The organism is Shewanella sp. GutDb-MelDb, from assembly GCF_002836075.1.
Lineage (GTDB): Bacteria > Pseudomonadota > Gammaproteobacteria > Enterobacterales > Shewanellaceae > Shewanella.
The window spans coordinates 1-15,820 of the sequence record NZ_PJBM01000138.1; the positions used below are offsets into that span (position 1 = coordinate 1).

Genomic DNA, 15,820 nt, shown 5'->3' on the forward strand with positions numbered 1-15,820 from the left:
CAGCCCCTAGTACTATTTCCTCAACGACTGATTAGTCTTCTTCTCTTTTGAAGATGGTGCAGTTGTGAGATGCGTAAGCAGCATCAAAAGCATTTCGTTGAAAACGCTTTAGGTCTAGCCCTTCAAAGTCAACTTGTGGCGGGTTACGCTTTAGTTGTGCTTTAATCGTGACTGGAGAAATAAACGTTACCGGAACGCCAATCACTTGAATCACAGCTTCGAGCTTAAAGCTTGTGACGCTACCAGCGCCTTTACCTTTTTGCTCACGCTCAATGATGACGACTTCATCTACACGGTAGTCTTCTAAAAGTTTACTAAATGCAAAGTGAAACTCACGAATAGCGTCAGTTTGTGCTGAGTTTGAAATAGCGAATGATTTCTGACGGCAATCAGGCACATTGTAAGTTTCGCCTTCATAACTTAATAAACTGATGATGGCTTCGCCACCTTTTAACTCTACGCCACAAACTTTCATGATAAACCTTCGAAATAACAATATTGCGCATATTGTAGCGTTATTTTTGTCACTGGTCAGCGTTTAGCGTTAGCAATTGAAAATAAATTTCCTATTGTTGTATGACATTCAAACAAAATTAATCTGAAGTCAGTGCTAATGAAATACACCGAGCGGTAATTCGGTCTTATACAAAAGACACAGTGACTCCCTTAGGGTAAAGAGGACATTGCTATGAAGCTAGGTTTTATGAAAACAGATTTTATCAGCCCCTTTTTTAAATTGACGGCACTATTATTGAGTTTTGTCTTAGTGGGGTGCACAAGCTTAGGTGGAGAGCCGACGTTTCAGGATAAAGGCGTGGCGGTGAATGGTTACGATGTAGTCGCTTATTTTTCCGAGCAACAGCCTGTTACAGGCAAAGTAGAATATAGTAGTCAGTACAACAATGTAGAGTGGCTCTTTAGCAGCGAGCAAAATAAAATAATGTTCGAGCAAGATCAGCAGTACTACGTGCCACAATATGGTGGCTATTGCGCTTATGGTATGTCTAAAGGGTTTGTGGTGGATACCGATCCAAATGCGTTTACTATTTTGAATAATAAGCTGTATCTAAACTATAGTCTTGGGGTCAGAGAAACTTGGCTTAACGATACGGCGGTTTATATAGAACGTGCAGATAAAAACTGGCAAGAGAAAACCGCTAAGTAATGTTATCGATGAAGCACAGAAAATAAAAAAACGCTGGGATAGATAACCATCACAGCGTTTAATCAACAGCCTTAACTTAGGCTAAATCTAATCTTCAGGAGTATCTTGCAGTTTAGATTTAGGCTTTTTAAGCATTGGTGCGTCACCAACATCAACACCGGTTGCAAAACGTCTATCACGGTTAGCAGACGCTTTTGCTGCGGTTCTTTTCTTGGCTGTTACTGCTTTTTTCTTAGCTGCTGGTTTCGCTTTACTCTTGCTCACAGGTTTTGCTTTTAAACCTGCGAACTTACCTTTCAAGCCTTCAAGCTCACTAAAGCCAAACTTCTTGTTTAAGAATGTTTGTACCTGGGTAAAGTTTACCCAGTCTTTAGGGCCGACGAGTGAAACTGCATCACCTTTAGCGCCAGCACGGCCTGTACGACCAATGCGGTGTACATATTCCTCAGCAAATTTTGGCATATCAAAGTTGATCACTAACGATACGTTGAGTAGATCTAGACCACGAGATGCCACATCGGTAGTGACCAATATCTGCTGCAAACCACGGCTAAACTCATCCATGATTTGATTACGAGCGGTTTGCTTTAACTCACCACTGAGTGATGCCGTTTTAAAACCTTCTTCAGCAAGCTTTATAGCGAGGCGTTCTGTATCGGATCTTGTGGCTGTAAAGATGATGATCTGCTTTTGCTGCTCATCTTTTAAGATCCGCGATAGTAGCGCTTCTTTATGATCAAGATGATCACATAGGAATATACGTTGAGTAATGTCTTTGTGCTCTAAATTACCGGCACCAATAGAGACATGCTCCGGTGTTTTAAGCAGCTCTGCAGCTATTTCATTGACATCGCCATGATCAAGCGTGGCAGAAAACATCAATGTTTGACGACGTTTATGATCTGCTGCATTGTTAATTTGCTTAAGTTGTTCAGCAAAGCCTAAATCTAACATACGATCGGCTTCATCTAATATGAGCAACTCAAGCCCATTAAGGTGCAAGTGATGTTGCTTAAGATGGTCTGCTAAACGACCTGGGGTTGCCACAACAAAATGCGGGTCACGAGCAAGTGCTTTTGCTTGGTCGTTAAAGTTTTCACCGCCTAGAATTTTGGTGGCTTTATATTGGGTGTTGGCGACTAGTAAACGCAGTTGGCTATAGACTTGGGTAGCAAGCTCTCGAGTCGGTAGCAAAATAACAACGCGTGGATCGCGCTTACTCAATGCTCTACACGAAATCATCCTTTGCATCGCAGGTAGCAAGAACGCCAAGGTTTTGCCTGAACCTGTTTTAGATGATGCCATTATATCTTTGCCCGCAAGGGCAATAGGGATGGCTTGTTCCTGGATCTCAGTTGGGGTGTCTATACCCATGTGCTTTAACGTTTGTAAAAGACGTTGATCCAGTGAAAAATCGGTGAATGGCAAAGGTGAACTCCTTAAATAATCTGACCGAGTATTATAGCCTAGATAGATAGAGCAGGGCTATGATTAGCCATTAAGTTTATGTCAAAGCTGTCGAAATAGGCGGGTGGCAAGCTGAATATGGATGCACAACACGATAGCGTGATTAAATTAGGTTAAAATTAGCGGCCGTAATGCCGTAACATAGCGCTGTATTGCAAAAGAGTAACTCGATCTTAATTAGCTTGTAGGAGTCGCAACGCGTGTCGGACAATAATAATTCAGTTAAAATTGGACTCGCTTTAGGTAGCGGTGCCGCTAAAGGCTGGGCGCATATTGGTGTGCTCAATGGGCTAGCCAAAATGGGCGTTTATCCTGATAAAATAGCTGGCTGCTCTATCGGCGCAGTCGTGGGGGCTGCCTATGCTAATGATAATCTTGATGAGCTAGAAACCTGGGTGAGAAGTTTTAGCAGCTGGGACGTATTAGGTTTGATGGATCTGAGCTGGCGAAAAGGCGGGCTGATTGGCGGCGAAAAAGTGTTTGATGTGTTGCAAAAACGGATGGGCGACATGCAGATCGAGGATCTTAAAAAACCCTTCACCGCGGTAGCAACTGATCTATATTCTGGTCAAGAAATTTGGTTTACCGAAGGTGATCTACGCCATGCAGTGCGTGCTTCATGTTCTATGCCTGGTATTTTACCGCCAGTCAAAGTGGCCGATCGCTGGCTGGTGGATGGCGCGGTGGTGAATCCTGTTCCAGTATCAGTAAGCCGAGCAATGGGTGTTGATATTGTTATTGCGGTTGACCTTCACGGACTTCGCCGTGGGCGTATGCAAGTGTTGCCAGTCAACATGAAAAGTAATAAGCCGACAAACCAAGAAGTTGCGGAAGCAGAGAAGCATCAAGAATTGGGCTTTACCGATCTGCTTGCGCGCGGAAGAGATTATATTACCGGCCTAACGGATAAGTTTTCTCCTAGTAACAAAACTGGCGGTCATATTAATCCCAATCCCGGTATGCTGGCGGTGATGTCACAGTCGATGGAAATACTAGAACAGCGCCATAAGCGGGCGAGACTAATGGGCGACCCACCAGATATTTGTATCGTGCCAGATCTTGGTGATATCGGTACTATGGAGTTTCATCGCGCGGAGGAAGCTATTGCGGCAGGTGAAGCGGCAGTAGAGCAAGTAGCACACCTTATTGAAGCTGCATTGGCACCATACCGTTAAATAATCTTAACTTGGTTGTAACAAAAGGGCCAGAAGGCCCTTTTATGTCACTGTTTTTCAGTGTGATATTAACGCATGAAGTATGCTGGTTTCTTAATGAATTAAGCCAGTTTTACAATCATCTTGCCGCGGTTTTTACCTTCAAATAGACCGATAAAGGCATCAGGTGCGTTTGATAACCCTTCATAAATAGTCTGCTCTGCAGTGACTTTTCCTTCAGCTAACCATTGGCCCATTTGCTTAGCGAACTCAGGGTAATGAGCCCAATGTTCAAATACAATGAAACCTTCAATCTTTAACTTCTTCATGATGATCATGGCTAAATTACTCGGTCCAGGTGTCGGCACTGTATCGTTGTATTGTGAAATCATGCCGCACACGGCGATACGGCCATGGTCATTCATATTGTTCAATGCGGCTGTTAAGTGATCGCCACCGACATTTTCAAAATAGACATCAACACCTTCTGGCGCCGCAGCTGCTAATGCAGCGCTTAAATCACCACAAGTCTTGTAGTTGATCACGGCATCAACACCAAGTGATTTAATATGCTCAGCTTTCTCATCAGAGCCTACGGATGCAATAACGCGGGCACCCATTAATTTTCCAATCTGTACAGCTACACTGCCAACTGCACCGGATGCTGCTGAAACGAAAAGTGTTTCGCCCGCCTTTAATTCTGCAATGCGGTTGAGGCCTGTCCAAGCCGTCATACCCGGCATACCGAGTACACCGAGAAAGTGTGATTCGTTGATAGGAGTTTGCGGTAGGCGAGTTATTTCGGTGCCATCACTAACATAATGACTGCGCCAGCCGTGCATGCTGTTAACCTTGCTGCCCACTGGAAATTCAACATTGTTTGATTCTGTGACTTCACCAATAGCGCCGCCTTCAAGCACTGCACCAATCTGAAAAGGAGCAATGTAGCTTTTCCTATCAATCATGCGGCCACGCATGTACGGGTCAACCGACATCCATAAATTTTTGACGAGAAATTCACCCTCTTTAATGGCGGGTAAAGTCACTTCTGCTTCGGTAAAGTTACTGGCGTTAGGTAATCCTTCAGGACGAGATTTTAGTTGAATTTGTTTAGCGTTCATAATGAGCCTTTATTTTTGTTTGTGCGCAAAGTAATTGTTTGCATCATAACTAACCGCCAAAATTTATGCAAATACTTTGCGCGCAAAATAACTCTGCGCAAAATAAAATGCGATCAGCTAGTTTTGTTAAAGGGAGTCAGGTAAAATTGCAGTACTTAATAAAGGTAGTGAAGGTCGTAGTGAAAAACAAAGTGTCAAATAACGATACCGACGCATGTCTGTCGGATAATGTTTGTTTTGCTCTGTATACCGCAGGGAATGCACTTATGCGCGCTTACCGCCCTTTATTGGATCAGTATGAACTCACTTATCCACAGTATCTGGTGATGCAAGCATTGTGGCTACAAGATAGAGCAAGCATGACCCAGTTGTCTCGCGCGACTCGTCTGGATATGGGCACATTGACGCCCATCGTTAAACGTTTAGAGAGCAAGTTATTTTTACAACGCTTGGCTGATGAAACCGATGAACGTAAAAAAGTTATCGCACTCACCAAAGCGGGCTTCGCTCTGCAAGCCGATGCGCTTGCACAAAAAAGTACCTTGCTTGAAAAAGTCAGCATGACTGAGCATGATATTGAATCATTGCGCACACTTTGCTTGACCTTAACCGCAGAATTGAACCAAAAGTAAGCAGTCAATTTTATCATCAAAAAAACGGCACGTTTCCTGCTTAGTTAGGCTATGACTAAATCAGTGCCGAATTTTTGACGATGAACCCACTTAGTAGTATCAATAACCCTGTAAATAGCGGCGCAGTGCTGGCAGATGCATATGGTGTGTCAGGCACTAAAGCGGGAGTCGGCAGCGCTACAGGCATCCAAGGCATTAATGCTGACGCATCAGCTTCATCAACAAATACCGTCACTAAAGATGATCATGGCTTAGTGTTATCTGGCCGCGCTGAGCGAGCGCAGAAAATAGAAGCCATGGCGAAGGACTTTTTTCAAGATGGCAGTTTCAGCTCTGAAAAATTACCCAGTCTTATTCAGCGGCTCTATAAAGATGGTATTTTGTCCGATGGGCAACTGAACCGTCTAACGAATAGTGGCTTTGATATTCCGCCCACTGAAGCGCAGTCATTAGCTGATTTTATTGACGAGCAGCGTGCGACGCTAACCAATAGTGATGAAGATAGAGAGCTGGCAGGGACGTTAGATGAAGCAAAATGGGTTATGCGCACGATGGATTCAATCCAGTCTCCTGCCATTGCACAAAAAGCAAATCGCGTTGCCACTGACATTACTGCTTTGCTAGGGTCTGAACGCCCACTCACTGATCAACAGAAGCATCAATATCAGGGCATAAAATCTTTAATGCAGTTAGCCTCAATGACAGGTGAACATCAACAAGCATCGGGTCAGCTGAACAGTTATTTGGCGCTCGCAAAACAGCATTAATGTCGTTGGTTTTTAGTTAACCCCCTAGCAGGTTATTTTGATGGCTTCACTGGTTAAAAATTGAGGCCGTTATCTGTAACGTTAACCCCATGAACGGTAACATCCGCTCGTTAAAACCGCATAAATCGGTTGTCGTTTACTCATCTTAATCAAATTCCAGCAGCCTCAACAGAGCGTTAAAAATAGCCAGTGAAAGTGCTTGTCTATTTATCCACAATTTATCCCTATTTTATACTGGCACTAGCTCGCTTATAGGCCATCGTCAAGGGCATAATTTTAGATAAGCGTGATCGTTCCCAGTTATTTTTTCTTATTATCTTCGTTGTTTAAAATAATGATCTGGATCAAAGTACTTCTCGTCTTTTTATAGCTTAATGCGCTACATATTGTGATTTAGAATAAAAGTGCCACTATATGTAGTGTTGCTTGTCGATGATGTAGAAGAGGAATTATACAATGCCAGTGGTTATTAAACGGGATGGTTACCGTACGCCTTTTGACGAAACAAGGATTAGAGACGCAGTGATAGCAGCTGCTAACTCGGCAGGTATTGATGACACCGCTTATGCAGAATCTGTCGCGAGACAAGCAGCCGATTCGGTGGCGACATTAGATGAGATAAATATCCACGATCTTCAAGATGCCGTGGAAAACTTGTTGATGGAAGGACCATATAAATCATTAGCGCGGGTTTACATTGAATATCGCCATGATAGAGATGTGAATCGGGAAGTCAGTAGCAGACTCAATCAAGAGATCCGTGGCTTAGTTGAGCAGAGCAATGCGGCGCTATTGAACGAAAATGCTAACAAAGATTCAAAAGTGATCCCCACTCAACGTGATCTGTTGGCGGGTATTGTTGCTAAGCATTATGCCAAATGTCACATCTTGCCAAAAGATGTCGTTGCAGCCCACGAGTCAGGTGAGATCCACTACCATGATTTAGACTACGCACCATTCTTCCCTATGTTTAATTGTATGTTGATTGATCTTAGTGGCATGTTGACCGAAGGCTTCAAAATGGGCAATGCGGAGATTGAAACGCCTAAATCAATTTCGACAGCGACTGCAGTGACAGCACAGATCATTGCGCAGGTTGCCAGCCACATTTATGGCGGTACCACGATTAACCGTATTGATGAAGTACTGGCGCCATTTGTCACCAAAAGTTATAACAAACATTACCAAGTCGCGCTGACGTGGGGGATTACAGATGCCAAAGCATTTGCGATCTCATTGACTGAAAAAGAGTGTCATGACGCATTTCAGTCGCTTGAATATGAAGTCAATACACTGCATACCGCTAATGGCCAAACACCGTTTGTGACTTTTGGTTTTGGTTTAGGCACCTCTTGGGAATCTCGGCTGATTCAACAGTCAATGATGCAAGTGCGTATTGCTGGTTTAGGTAAAAACCGTAAGACAGCGGTTTTCCCTAAGTTAGTTTTTGCTATTCGTGATGGTATTAACCATAAAACGGGTGATTGTAACTACGACATTAAACAGCTTGCATTGAAGTGTGCAACAACACGTATGTACCCTGATATTCTTAACTATGAGCAGGTTGAAAAGGTGACCGGTTCGTTCAAAACGCCAATGGGTTGCCGTAGCTTCCTCGGGACATTTGAGGAAAATGGAGAATTGGTACATGAAGGGCGTAATAACCTTGGTGTCGTAAGTTTGAACTTGCCGCGCGTTGCACTTGAAGCCAATGGCGATGAAGCTGAATTTTACCGTATCTTAGATGAGCGTTTACTCATTGCCCGTAAAGCATTAGATACTCGTATCGCTCGTTTAGACGGCGTTAAAGCCCGTGTTGCACCTATCCTGTATATGGAAGGTGCATGTGGCGTACGACTACGTGCAGATGATGATGTCTCTGAGATCTTTAAGAATGGCCGCGCGTCAATTTCTCTCGGATACATTGGTTTGCATGAAACCATCAATGCACTTTACGGCAGCGAAACACATGTTTACGACAGTGCTCAACTGCGCGAAAAAGCGGTAACAGTGATCAAATACCTAAAAGCTGCCACCGACGCATGGAAAGAAGAGACGGGTTACGGCTTTAGCCTTTACAGCACGCCAAGTGAAAACTTGTGTAGCCGTTTTTGCAATTTAGATGCAAAAGCCTTCGGGGTTGTTGAGGGCGTGACATCTAAAGGTTATTACACCAATAGTTTCCATTTAGATGTTGAAAAGCAAGTTAACCCATACGATAAGATTGATTTCGAGCAACCTTATCCAGAAATCGCCAATGGCGGGTTTATCTGTTACGGCGAGTTTCCTAACATGCAAAACAATGTTGAAGCATTGGAAGATGTTTGGGATTATAGCTATTCAAGAGTGCCTTATTACGGCACCAATACGCCGATAGATGAGTGTTATGACTGCGGCTTTACTGGTGAATTTGGTTGTACGAGTAAAGGGTTTACTTGCCCTAAATGCGGTAACCACGAACCCAGCCGAGTGTCGGTAACCCGACGTGTGTGTGGCTACTTAGGTAGCCCAGATGCAAGACCATTTAACTATGGTAAGCAAGAAGAGGTTAAGCGCCGAATTAAGCACCTTTAATTTAAGGCCAGCGAGAACGAAACGAGGTGCCATCATTGGCACCTTTTTGTTAAGGAAGAGTTTATTATGCACTATCATCAATATTATCAGACCGATGTGCTTAACGGCCCTGGGACTCGAGCAACACTGTTTGTCTCAGGTTGTGAGCATCAATGCCGTGGCTGTTATAATCAATCGACGTGGAATCCGTGTTCTGGCCATCAGTTTGATGAGCCAATGATGCAGACCATTATTGATGACCTAAATGATACTCGTATAAAAAGACGAGGGCTTTCCCTGTCTGGTGGTGATCCACTGTTCCCTGGCAATGTCGCTGAGATATTGAAACTGGTTAAACGGGTGAAATCTCAATGCCCTGGCAAAGATATTTGGCTGTGGACGGGCTATTTACTCGAACAATTAACCATAGAACAACAAGCGGTGGTTGATCTGGTCAATGTGGTTGTTGATGGCAAATTCGAACAATCATTTGCTGATCCAAGTTTAGTTTTTCGAGGCAGTAGTAACCAAGTGATCCATTATCTAAGATAAGCTAAGCATAAACCTAGGTAATATTACGCTATATGCTGTTATAATGAGGCAATAATGACAAACAGCATCAATACTTTTTTTGAAGCTGTTTTTGTTTCTAAATATGTTATTTAGATTTGAATTTAAGGTTTGTAAATGAATTTAAAGCAGGAGCTGCAAACGCTCAACGATAAGCTCGATAAATTTGGTCGTAAGTTGGCAGCAGCTGAAAAGCGCGAAGATCCAGGGATCGTTATCCAGTTTAAACGTGAGATTGCCACTTTGACTAAGCGTATTGCTAACGTTAAAAAGCAGCAAAATCGTGAGCTAGGCAAAGAAGGATCAACGGTTAAAGATCTTAAATTTAGTCGTGTACTGACTAAAGAAGAGCAAGCTGACATGGGCAAACTGAAGAAGTCAGTTAAAGGATTAGTGGTTATTCACCCTATGACTGCACTTGGTCGTGAAATGGGTATAAAGCAAGTTACTGGTTTTGCAGCGAAAGAATTTTAAGCAAACAGTAAGCTAATTTATTCATTTAGTGAGCCGCTTCAAGTTTATGTGTGAGCGCGCAGCTTATGCTGCGCTATACCGCTCGTATATTTGCTAATTGATCAGCTAGTAATGGTTGATGTTTACGCTTTGCGGCGCTCGACGTTAGTTTTCATCCACATTAATATCTTTATCAGGATTCTCTGCAGTCTCAGGGAATGAGAGTAGTCGTTAAGGTTTTATCATGTCGATTAAATATATCGCGTCTTCAAAATTGCCAACACCTTGGGGTGTTTTTGAAATGCACGGCTTTGAAGATAGCGAGACAGGTAAAGAGCACGTTGCGCTTACATTGGGCGTATTTGATGCCGAAAGTCCTATTTTAGGTCGTATTCATTCCGAGTGTTTAACCGGTGATGCGCTTTTCAGTTTACGTTGCGATTGTGGTTTTCAGCTGCAAACAGCGATGCAAAATATTGCTGAAGTAGGTCAGGGCTTTATCCTCTATCTGCGCCAAGAAGGGCGGGGTATTGGGTTGCTGAATAAAATCAGAGCTTATGAGTTACAAGATGGAGGAGCAAATACTGTAGAGGCTAATGAGCGTCTAGGTTTTGCTGCTGATATGCGTAAATATGACATGATTATTCCAATGATGGAACAGATCGGTGTCAGCAAGGTTAGACTTATGACCAATAACCCGAGAAAAGTAAAAGCGATGGAAAGCTTTGGCTTAGAGGTTGTTGAGCGTGTGCCGCTTCAAGTCGGTAAGAACCGTTATAATGAAGCTTACCTTAAGACTAAGTCGACTGAATTAGGTCATATGATGTCAGAGTATCATTTTACCGAGGAAGATAAAGACTAGGCAGCAATTATTAACCGTGGATTTTCCTTGGTTATACCGCTATATTCAGGGCTATCAATTAGAGACCAGTTAAGTTGACATTTAATTTATGGCCCTTTCGCGTTACCTTTCAATTCTACTGATTTTTTTTGTCCTGCCAGCCAATGCTGAAAAGGACTACAGCCATTATGCATTTGCCAATTATTTAGGAAGCGGTGTTTACCGAACCTCTGGGCAAAATGCGACGGTTATTAATATCCCTTTAAGCTTCGACCTTCAGCGAACAGATACAGAATCCTTAGTGCTACGCACGCCATTATCACTCGGCTTTTATAACTTTACTTGGAGTGATATTCCTGACGGTGACTTTCCAAGCAGTGTTGGTACCGCCACTTTTACCCCCGGTATAGAATATCGAATAAAGACCTCTGAGACCCATGAGTTTCAGTCATATGTAGATTTAGGCGTTGGTACTAATACCACTAATGGCAATGATGTGATTATCTACTCAGCAGGGATGTCGAGCCTGCTTGATTTTGAGCTTAAGGATACAAAGCCCGTTTGGGTCAATCGTATATTCTTTGCAGGCTATCGCAGTCTTGATGACGCCCCGAATGAAACCTATTCAGCGATTCAATCTGGCGTGGATATTGGCACTAATTATCATTTTCAAGTCGCTGACATTGGCATTGAGCCAAGACTATTTGTGGCTGGTTACTGGTACTTTGACAAACTTAGGTTTGTGACGCCTTTTGAGGAAGATGTTTTGGTGACAAACAGTTTTGAAGCTGGGATAACCTTGGCTTTTTCAAAACCGGTCGGATGGGATCTGTTTAATATGAGCCGGTTTGGAGTGAGTTATCGTACTGGTGATGGGATACAGGTTTGGCGGCTTATATTTGATTTTCCGATGTAGTGGGAAATCTCACACCATTAAAAAAGGCTTAACAACTTTGATTATTAAGCCTTTTTTAGTACTGTGAATGATGCCTATATTACTTAACCTGAACTCGGGATAATGAGTGTTTAGATGTTCTGAAGTATCTTTTAAAATCATTAGCTTAATCATTTTGTATTTCTCATATATCTAACAGTTTTGCTCGATACCAAAATTATTGCCTATATCAAGGCGAGGTTTCGTACGTAATAGCAGGCTATTACTAGAAAGCTCAACACAGATAGGGGCGATAATAGGGGTATTGAGCAGCACTGCTTATCCCGAGTTCAGGTTACTTACCCCAGATGTTGGCATTTAACTGAGTGTCATCATTCGAGTCTTTGCTTGGTTTATCAATCGCTCTGTTATTCGCAGTACGAAGTGTTTTATCACTGGCTTGATAACCGTCATCCCTTGGCTTTCTTGCTGGCAAAGGTAATTTATTCATCTTAAGGTAAAGATATTCAACTTTCTCTCTTGCCCAGAGGGTTTTACGCAAAAACCTCAAGCTAGATTTGATACTCGGGTCGTGGTTAAAGCAGCGGACATCGATACGAGTTCCCAACTCTTCCCAACCGTAGTGGTCGACAAGATCTTTGAGTAAATCTTCGAGCTTAATACCGTGTAAAGGATTGTTTGCTTGGGTCATGATTACGTTCATTGCAGATACTATTAAAGTAATTATACCAGTTAAATCGCTCAATGCAGAGCAAAAAAAAGAGAGCCCTTAAGGCTCTCCTAAAACACGCTTAAAATGAGTAGAGGATTATTGGAAACTCAACTCCCAAGAATTAATCGTGCCTGTATCACGTCGAGCACTGTCAACGGCTTTCAATTCCCAATTACCCACTGAATCAGCGCCAGACATATCGACGGTGTAAGTCTTAACAATGTCGTTAGCACTGCCGCCAGTATTATCATGTAATATCGCCACTTGACCTGTAGGGCTATGTAGCTCTACTTGTAAGTCGCCGATGTAAGTATGGCTAATGTTAACCTTGATGGTTACAGTGCCTGAATCACCCGTTCGAGCTGCTGCAATGACACTGGTGATACCGGTGCTGCTATTATCAGGGATACTGTAGCTACTGTTGTTAGTGTATGTTGCTGGACCGCCTGTTTCGCCGCCAGTTCCCCCACCGGTATCTTCGGTAAAGTTCGCAACAAGGTTTACACCACTAAAGGCGCTATAGCCTTGGACCATTACGTAGTATGTGCCAGTTTGTGCTGTAGTGATTGGGCATGATTCAGCATTTCCGCCTTTCCATGGACGACAATCATAACCTCCCGTAGCGGTAGTGGGGGCCGCGCCATAATTGACATAAAGGTCAGCATCACCCGTACCACCACTCATGGTAAAGCTTAAATCGGTCGCACCAGCAGGCACATCGATAGAGTAATGTAACTCATCACTCGCTGCACCCGTAAGGTTTGATTGTACTACACCATTGACCAATACATTGTCGCCACCACCTGTATCTGGGTCGGTTGGGCCTGTGCATGATTGATCTAGGTACGCTTTCGCCGCAACCGCATCAATTAAGCCATAACCGGTGTTATTGTCACGCCCTGCAGTTTCTAAATCTTCTGCTGTCGCGTTGAGTGCTGAGCGAATTTGCGCTGCACTACACTCTGTATGATGACTCCAGACTAATGTTGCGACACCAGAAACGTGCGGTGTTGCCATCGAGGTACCATTGTAATACTCGTAATCTTCATTATCGGTATTTGCTACGGTAACGGATGCCCCAACTTGATTACGTAAGGCAAGTCCCGTTGCACGGTCAACAGAGACCGATACAATAGGCGCCTCATTATTACTGTCTACCAAAAATGGGTTTTGTAGCCCTGGTAGTGTGCTATTACTGTAAACGATGGTTGCACTAGCACCCGCCGCTTCACAGGCTTTTACAGCGTCTATTTCAGGGTAAGTCGCACCTTGATTACCAATACGCTCCACTAAACACACTTTGTTGCTCATGTTGCCACAGTTGAAGTTACTGCCGCTGACTGAACACTCTGCTAATGTACCTGTAACGCTACCAATGAGTGGAGAGCCCACGTGAGTCGTGCCAGATTGTACAAAACGATTATGAGGTACGACACCATTATCAAAGTATGATTGACCAGCAATAGTAATGTCAGCTAAGCGTCCTTCACCACGGGTTACCGTTGAAAGAATAGCTTCACCGGGTCCTGAAATTTCAACCTGATCCGTGAATTGTGAGAATGCCGCGTGATCTTTGTTGCTATCAACAGCAGCAACAGACATTACAGCGTCATATGATGCAGGGTAACTGTGAGTGTTGTTACCATCATTACCTGCAGCAGCAATCAATAAAATACCGTTAGCTTCGTGAGCCGCTAAGGCATTTTTCTCGGTGTTATTTGAGCTTGCTCCCCCTAAACTCATAGTCACAACATTAGCGCCATTACTAACACAAGTATCAACTGCAGAGACTAAAGATGAAGAGTAACCCCAACCTGCAGCATTAAAGACTTTGATAACATGAATATTGGCATTTTGATTTGGCATCACGCCAACAACACCTTCATTATTTGCTATTGCTGCAATTGTTCCAGCTACGTGAGTACCATGAGCATTACCTGCTCCAGGTTCAAACCAATTACCCGTACCTGAGTTATTTGTACCTGTGACATTGTTGGCATTGAGATCGTTATGGCCACGGTCATAGCCCGAGTCAATAATACAAATAGTACGATTTCCTGCTTGGCTATCGCTTAGTGTGGTTGCACCAACGTAGGTTTGACCCCAAGGTGTGGTTTCGCTGAGTAGTCGACGGGGGGCATCTTCTTCAACATAGTCTACATCTGCACGGAATCGAAGCGCTTGCAGATCTTTACCGTCTAACTTAACCGTATAACTGTTACTGCGACCGATACGCTTCATCTCTTTTGCTGAGACGCTGTTAAGTGCGCGGAAGTGAGAAAAGACTTCGTTAGCTCTAGGTTCATATTGAGCATCATCAATGGCGTTAGTCGCGATTGAAAAGCCTGAGGCGGCCGCAGCCGTTTTGAACTTTACAATATAACGCTTTGGTAGCGGACTTTCGTTATTCAATGGTGATGCGTTGCTGTGTAAACCAGAGTTGAAAGAAGGTGCTGCGCCGACACTTGCAGAGATCGAAAGTGCAAGTACAGACAGGCTAAGTGCTGCTGTTACTTTATTTTTTGTCATAACTGTCTTCCATGTTATTCAGGATATTATGTTGTTTCTTATAATGTTTACAGCAGACAATTATGTTTTGCCTTGCTGTGTGAACGAATGTATCTGCAGTTATTACAAATGTAAAACAAATGTTAATGGGGCGGTGGGTTGACATAAGAGTGTGGATAGATTTCGTTACTTGAATGGATATGCTTATTACTTAACTCATGCTGACTAGTGATGCTTTTTATGTGACTTTATATTCTATTGCGGGAGATGGTGTAAATAATGGTATCTTGTATTCAATATGAGGGCAGGGAGTTACTTCAATCTTAACTGCCTGAAATAAATAAAATTAAATACCAATGCAACTTTAGTAATAACTTATACTTATTTGGAATTAGCCTGTCTAGTTTAATCGTCTGTTAAGATGCTTTACGCGGGGTGTATATCCAAAAACATGTGTTTTTTTAGTTTAAAGATCTGATTGTGTTATTGGGAAAGGTAAATGTAGCAGGAGCAGACGCTTATCAAACATAAAAGGCCGCAAATATGCAGCCTTACCATAGATTATTGAAGTTATTTTTGTTGCTGAATTAACGTCTGATAACCGCCACCATTATAGGTATTGGAATAACCAGCACTAATTAAAGCATCATTCGCAATGCCGCTACGACGGCCACTGCGGCAATAAAGGACTACAGCCTGATCTGTATTGATATTTTTGTCGGCAAATACAGTCACTATTTGCTCGAAGGGAATATTGATTGCGTTGGGTAAATGGCCCTCGGCAAACTCTTCAGCCGTTCTAACATCAACCACTAAGGCACCAGCCTCTATATTCTGCCAAGCCTGTTGTGCATTTTGATCTGCGGCAAGTGCTAGGTTATTAACCATAAGTAATAAAGCACTGAATGTCATAAATTTAATGATGTTTGACAATTTATATTGCAACTTAAGCGAGTGACTCATCAACATCTGTCTCTTTATA

Annotated in this window: 15 protein-coding genes; 9 read left to right on the top strand and 6 right to left on the bottom strand. The window is 43.0% G+C overall.

Features of this window, described 5'->3' with window-relative positions; genetic code table 11:
- Positions 1 to 31 precede the first annotated feature (31 nt).
- Entirely contained in the window at positions 32 to 475 is a 444-nt protein-coding gene (locus CXF82_RS05590; RefSeq protein ID WP_101089271.1) for a DUF3010 family protein, read from the bottom strand.
- Positions 476 to 688: 213 nt separating this feature from the next.
- Between CXF82_RS05590 and CXF82_RS05595 the strand changes: the two genes are divergently transcribed.
- On the top strand, positions 689 to 1,165 hold the full coding sequence (locus tag CXF82_RS05595; RefSeq protein WP_257982737.1) for a YHS domain-containing (seleno)protein: 477 nt from the start codon (positions 689 to 691) through the stop codon (positions 1,163 to 1,165).
- An 87-nt stretch (positions 1,166 to 1,252) separates the two neighbouring features.
- On the opposite strand, the gene CXF82_RS05600 is transcribed toward CXF82_RS05595, so the two are convergent.
- Positions 1,253 to 2,593 carry a DEAD/DEAH box helicase gene (locus tag CXF82_RS05600; protein ID WP_101089270.1) on the bottom strand — a complete coding sequence of 447 codons (1,341 nt, stop codon included), beginning with the start codon at positions 2,591 to 2,593 and terminating at the stop codon, positions 1,253 to 1,255.
- A gap of 239 nt (positions 2,594 to 2,832) precedes the next feature.
- On the opposite strand from CXF82_RS05600, the gene rssA reads away from it, so the two are divergent.
- Positions 2,833 to 3,807: a patatin-like phospholipase RssA gene (gene rssA, locus CXF82_RS05605; protein WP_102043795.1), complete on the top strand. Its 975-nt coding sequence runs from the start codon at positions 2,833 to 2,835 to the stop codon at positions 3,805 to 3,807.
- 101 nt (positions 3,808 to 3,908) lie between these two features.
- Here rssA and CXF82_RS05610 read toward each other — a convergent pair whose 3' ends face one another.
- Positions 3,909 to 4,907, bottom strand: a complete 999-nt coding sequence (locus CXF82_RS05610) for an NADP-dependent oxidoreductase (protein WP_102039618.1) — start codon at positions 4,905 to 4,907, stop codon at positions 3,909 to 3,911.
- Between the two features lie 179 nt (positions 4,908 to 5,086).
- Here CXF82_RS05610 and CXF82_RS05615 point away from each other — a divergent pair, with 179 nt between their 5' ends.
- The 7 genes from CXF82_RS05615 to CXF82_RS05645 all read left to right on the top strand — a co-directional run bounded on the left by CXF82_RS05615 (position 5,087) and on the right by CXF82_RS05645 (position 11,639).
- On the top strand, positions 5,087 to 5,539 hold the full coding sequence (locus CXF82_RS05615; RefSeq protein WP_257982738.1) for a MarR family winged helix-turn-helix transcriptional regulator: 453 nt from the start codon (positions 5,087 to 5,089) through the stop codon (positions 5,537 to 5,539).
- Between the two features lie 80 nt (positions 5,540 to 5,619).
- Positions 5,620 to 6,306, top strand: a complete 687-nt coding sequence (locus tag CXF82_RS05620) for a hypothetical protein (RefSeq protein ID WP_101089267.1) — start codon at positions 5,620 to 5,622, stop codon at positions 6,304 to 6,306.
- Between the two features lie 456 nt (positions 6,307 to 6,762).
- Entirely contained in the window at positions 6,763 to 8,880 is a 2,118-nt protein-coding gene (nrdD, locus tag CXF82_RS05625; RefSeq protein ID WP_101089266.1) for an anaerobic ribonucleoside-triphosphate reductase, read from the top strand.
- A gap of 66 nt (positions 8,881 to 8,946) precedes the next feature.
- Positions 8,947 to 9,411 carry an anaerobic ribonucleoside-triphosphate reductase-activating protein gene (gene nrdG, locus CXF82_RS05630; RefSeq protein WP_101089265.1) on the top strand — a complete coding sequence of 155 codons (465 nt, stop codon included), beginning with the start codon at positions 8,947 to 8,949 and terminating at the stop codon, positions 9,409 to 9,411.
- Positions 9,412 to 9,546: 135 nt separating this feature from the next.
- Positions 9,547 to 9,903, top strand: coding sequence for a YibL family ribosome-associated protein (locus tag CXF82_RS05635; protein WP_101089264.1), 357 nt, complete (start codon positions 9,547 to 9,549; stop codon positions 9,901 to 9,903).
- A 223-nt stretch (positions 9,904 to 10,126) separates the two neighbouring features.
- Positions 10,127 to 10,744 carry a GTP cyclohydrolase II gene (ribA, locus tag CXF82_RS05640; RefSeq protein ID WP_101089263.1) on the top strand — a complete coding sequence of 206 codons (618 nt, stop codon included), beginning with the start codon at positions 10,127 to 10,129 and terminating at the stop codon, positions 10,742 to 10,744.
- An 88-nt stretch (positions 10,745 to 10,832) separates the two neighbouring features.
- Positions 10,833 to 11,639 (top strand): hypothetical protein, encoded by an 807-nt coding sequence (locus CXF82_RS05645; RefSeq protein WP_101089262.1) that lies wholly within the window; start codon positions 10,833 to 10,835, stop codon positions 11,637 to 11,639.
- 313 nt (positions 11,640 to 11,952) lie between these two features.
- On the opposite strand, the gene CXF82_RS05650 is transcribed toward CXF82_RS05645, so the two are convergent.
- The 3 genes from CXF82_RS05650 to CXF82_RS05660 all read right to left on the bottom strand — a co-directional run bounded on the left by CXF82_RS05650 (position 11,953) and on the right by CXF82_RS05660 (position 15,801).
- Entirely contained in the window at positions 11,953 to 12,309 is a 357-nt protein-coding gene (locus CXF82_RS05650; protein WP_101089261.1) for a VF530 family protein, read from the bottom strand.
- 117 nt (positions 12,310 to 12,426) lie between these two features.
- A complete protein-coding gene (locus CXF82_RS05655; protein WP_102043796.1) occupies positions 12,427 to 14,859 on the bottom strand; it encodes a S8 family serine peptidase in 2,433 nt (810 codons plus the stop codon).
- A 549-nt stretch (positions 14,860 to 15,408) separates the two neighbouring features.
- On the bottom strand, positions 15,409 to 15,801 hold the full coding sequence (locus CXF82_RS05660; RefSeq protein WP_102043799.1) for a rhodanese-like domain-containing protein: 393 nt from the start codon (positions 15,799 to 15,801) through the stop codon (positions 15,409 to 15,411).
- Positions 15,802 to 15,820 lie beyond the last annotated feature (19 nt).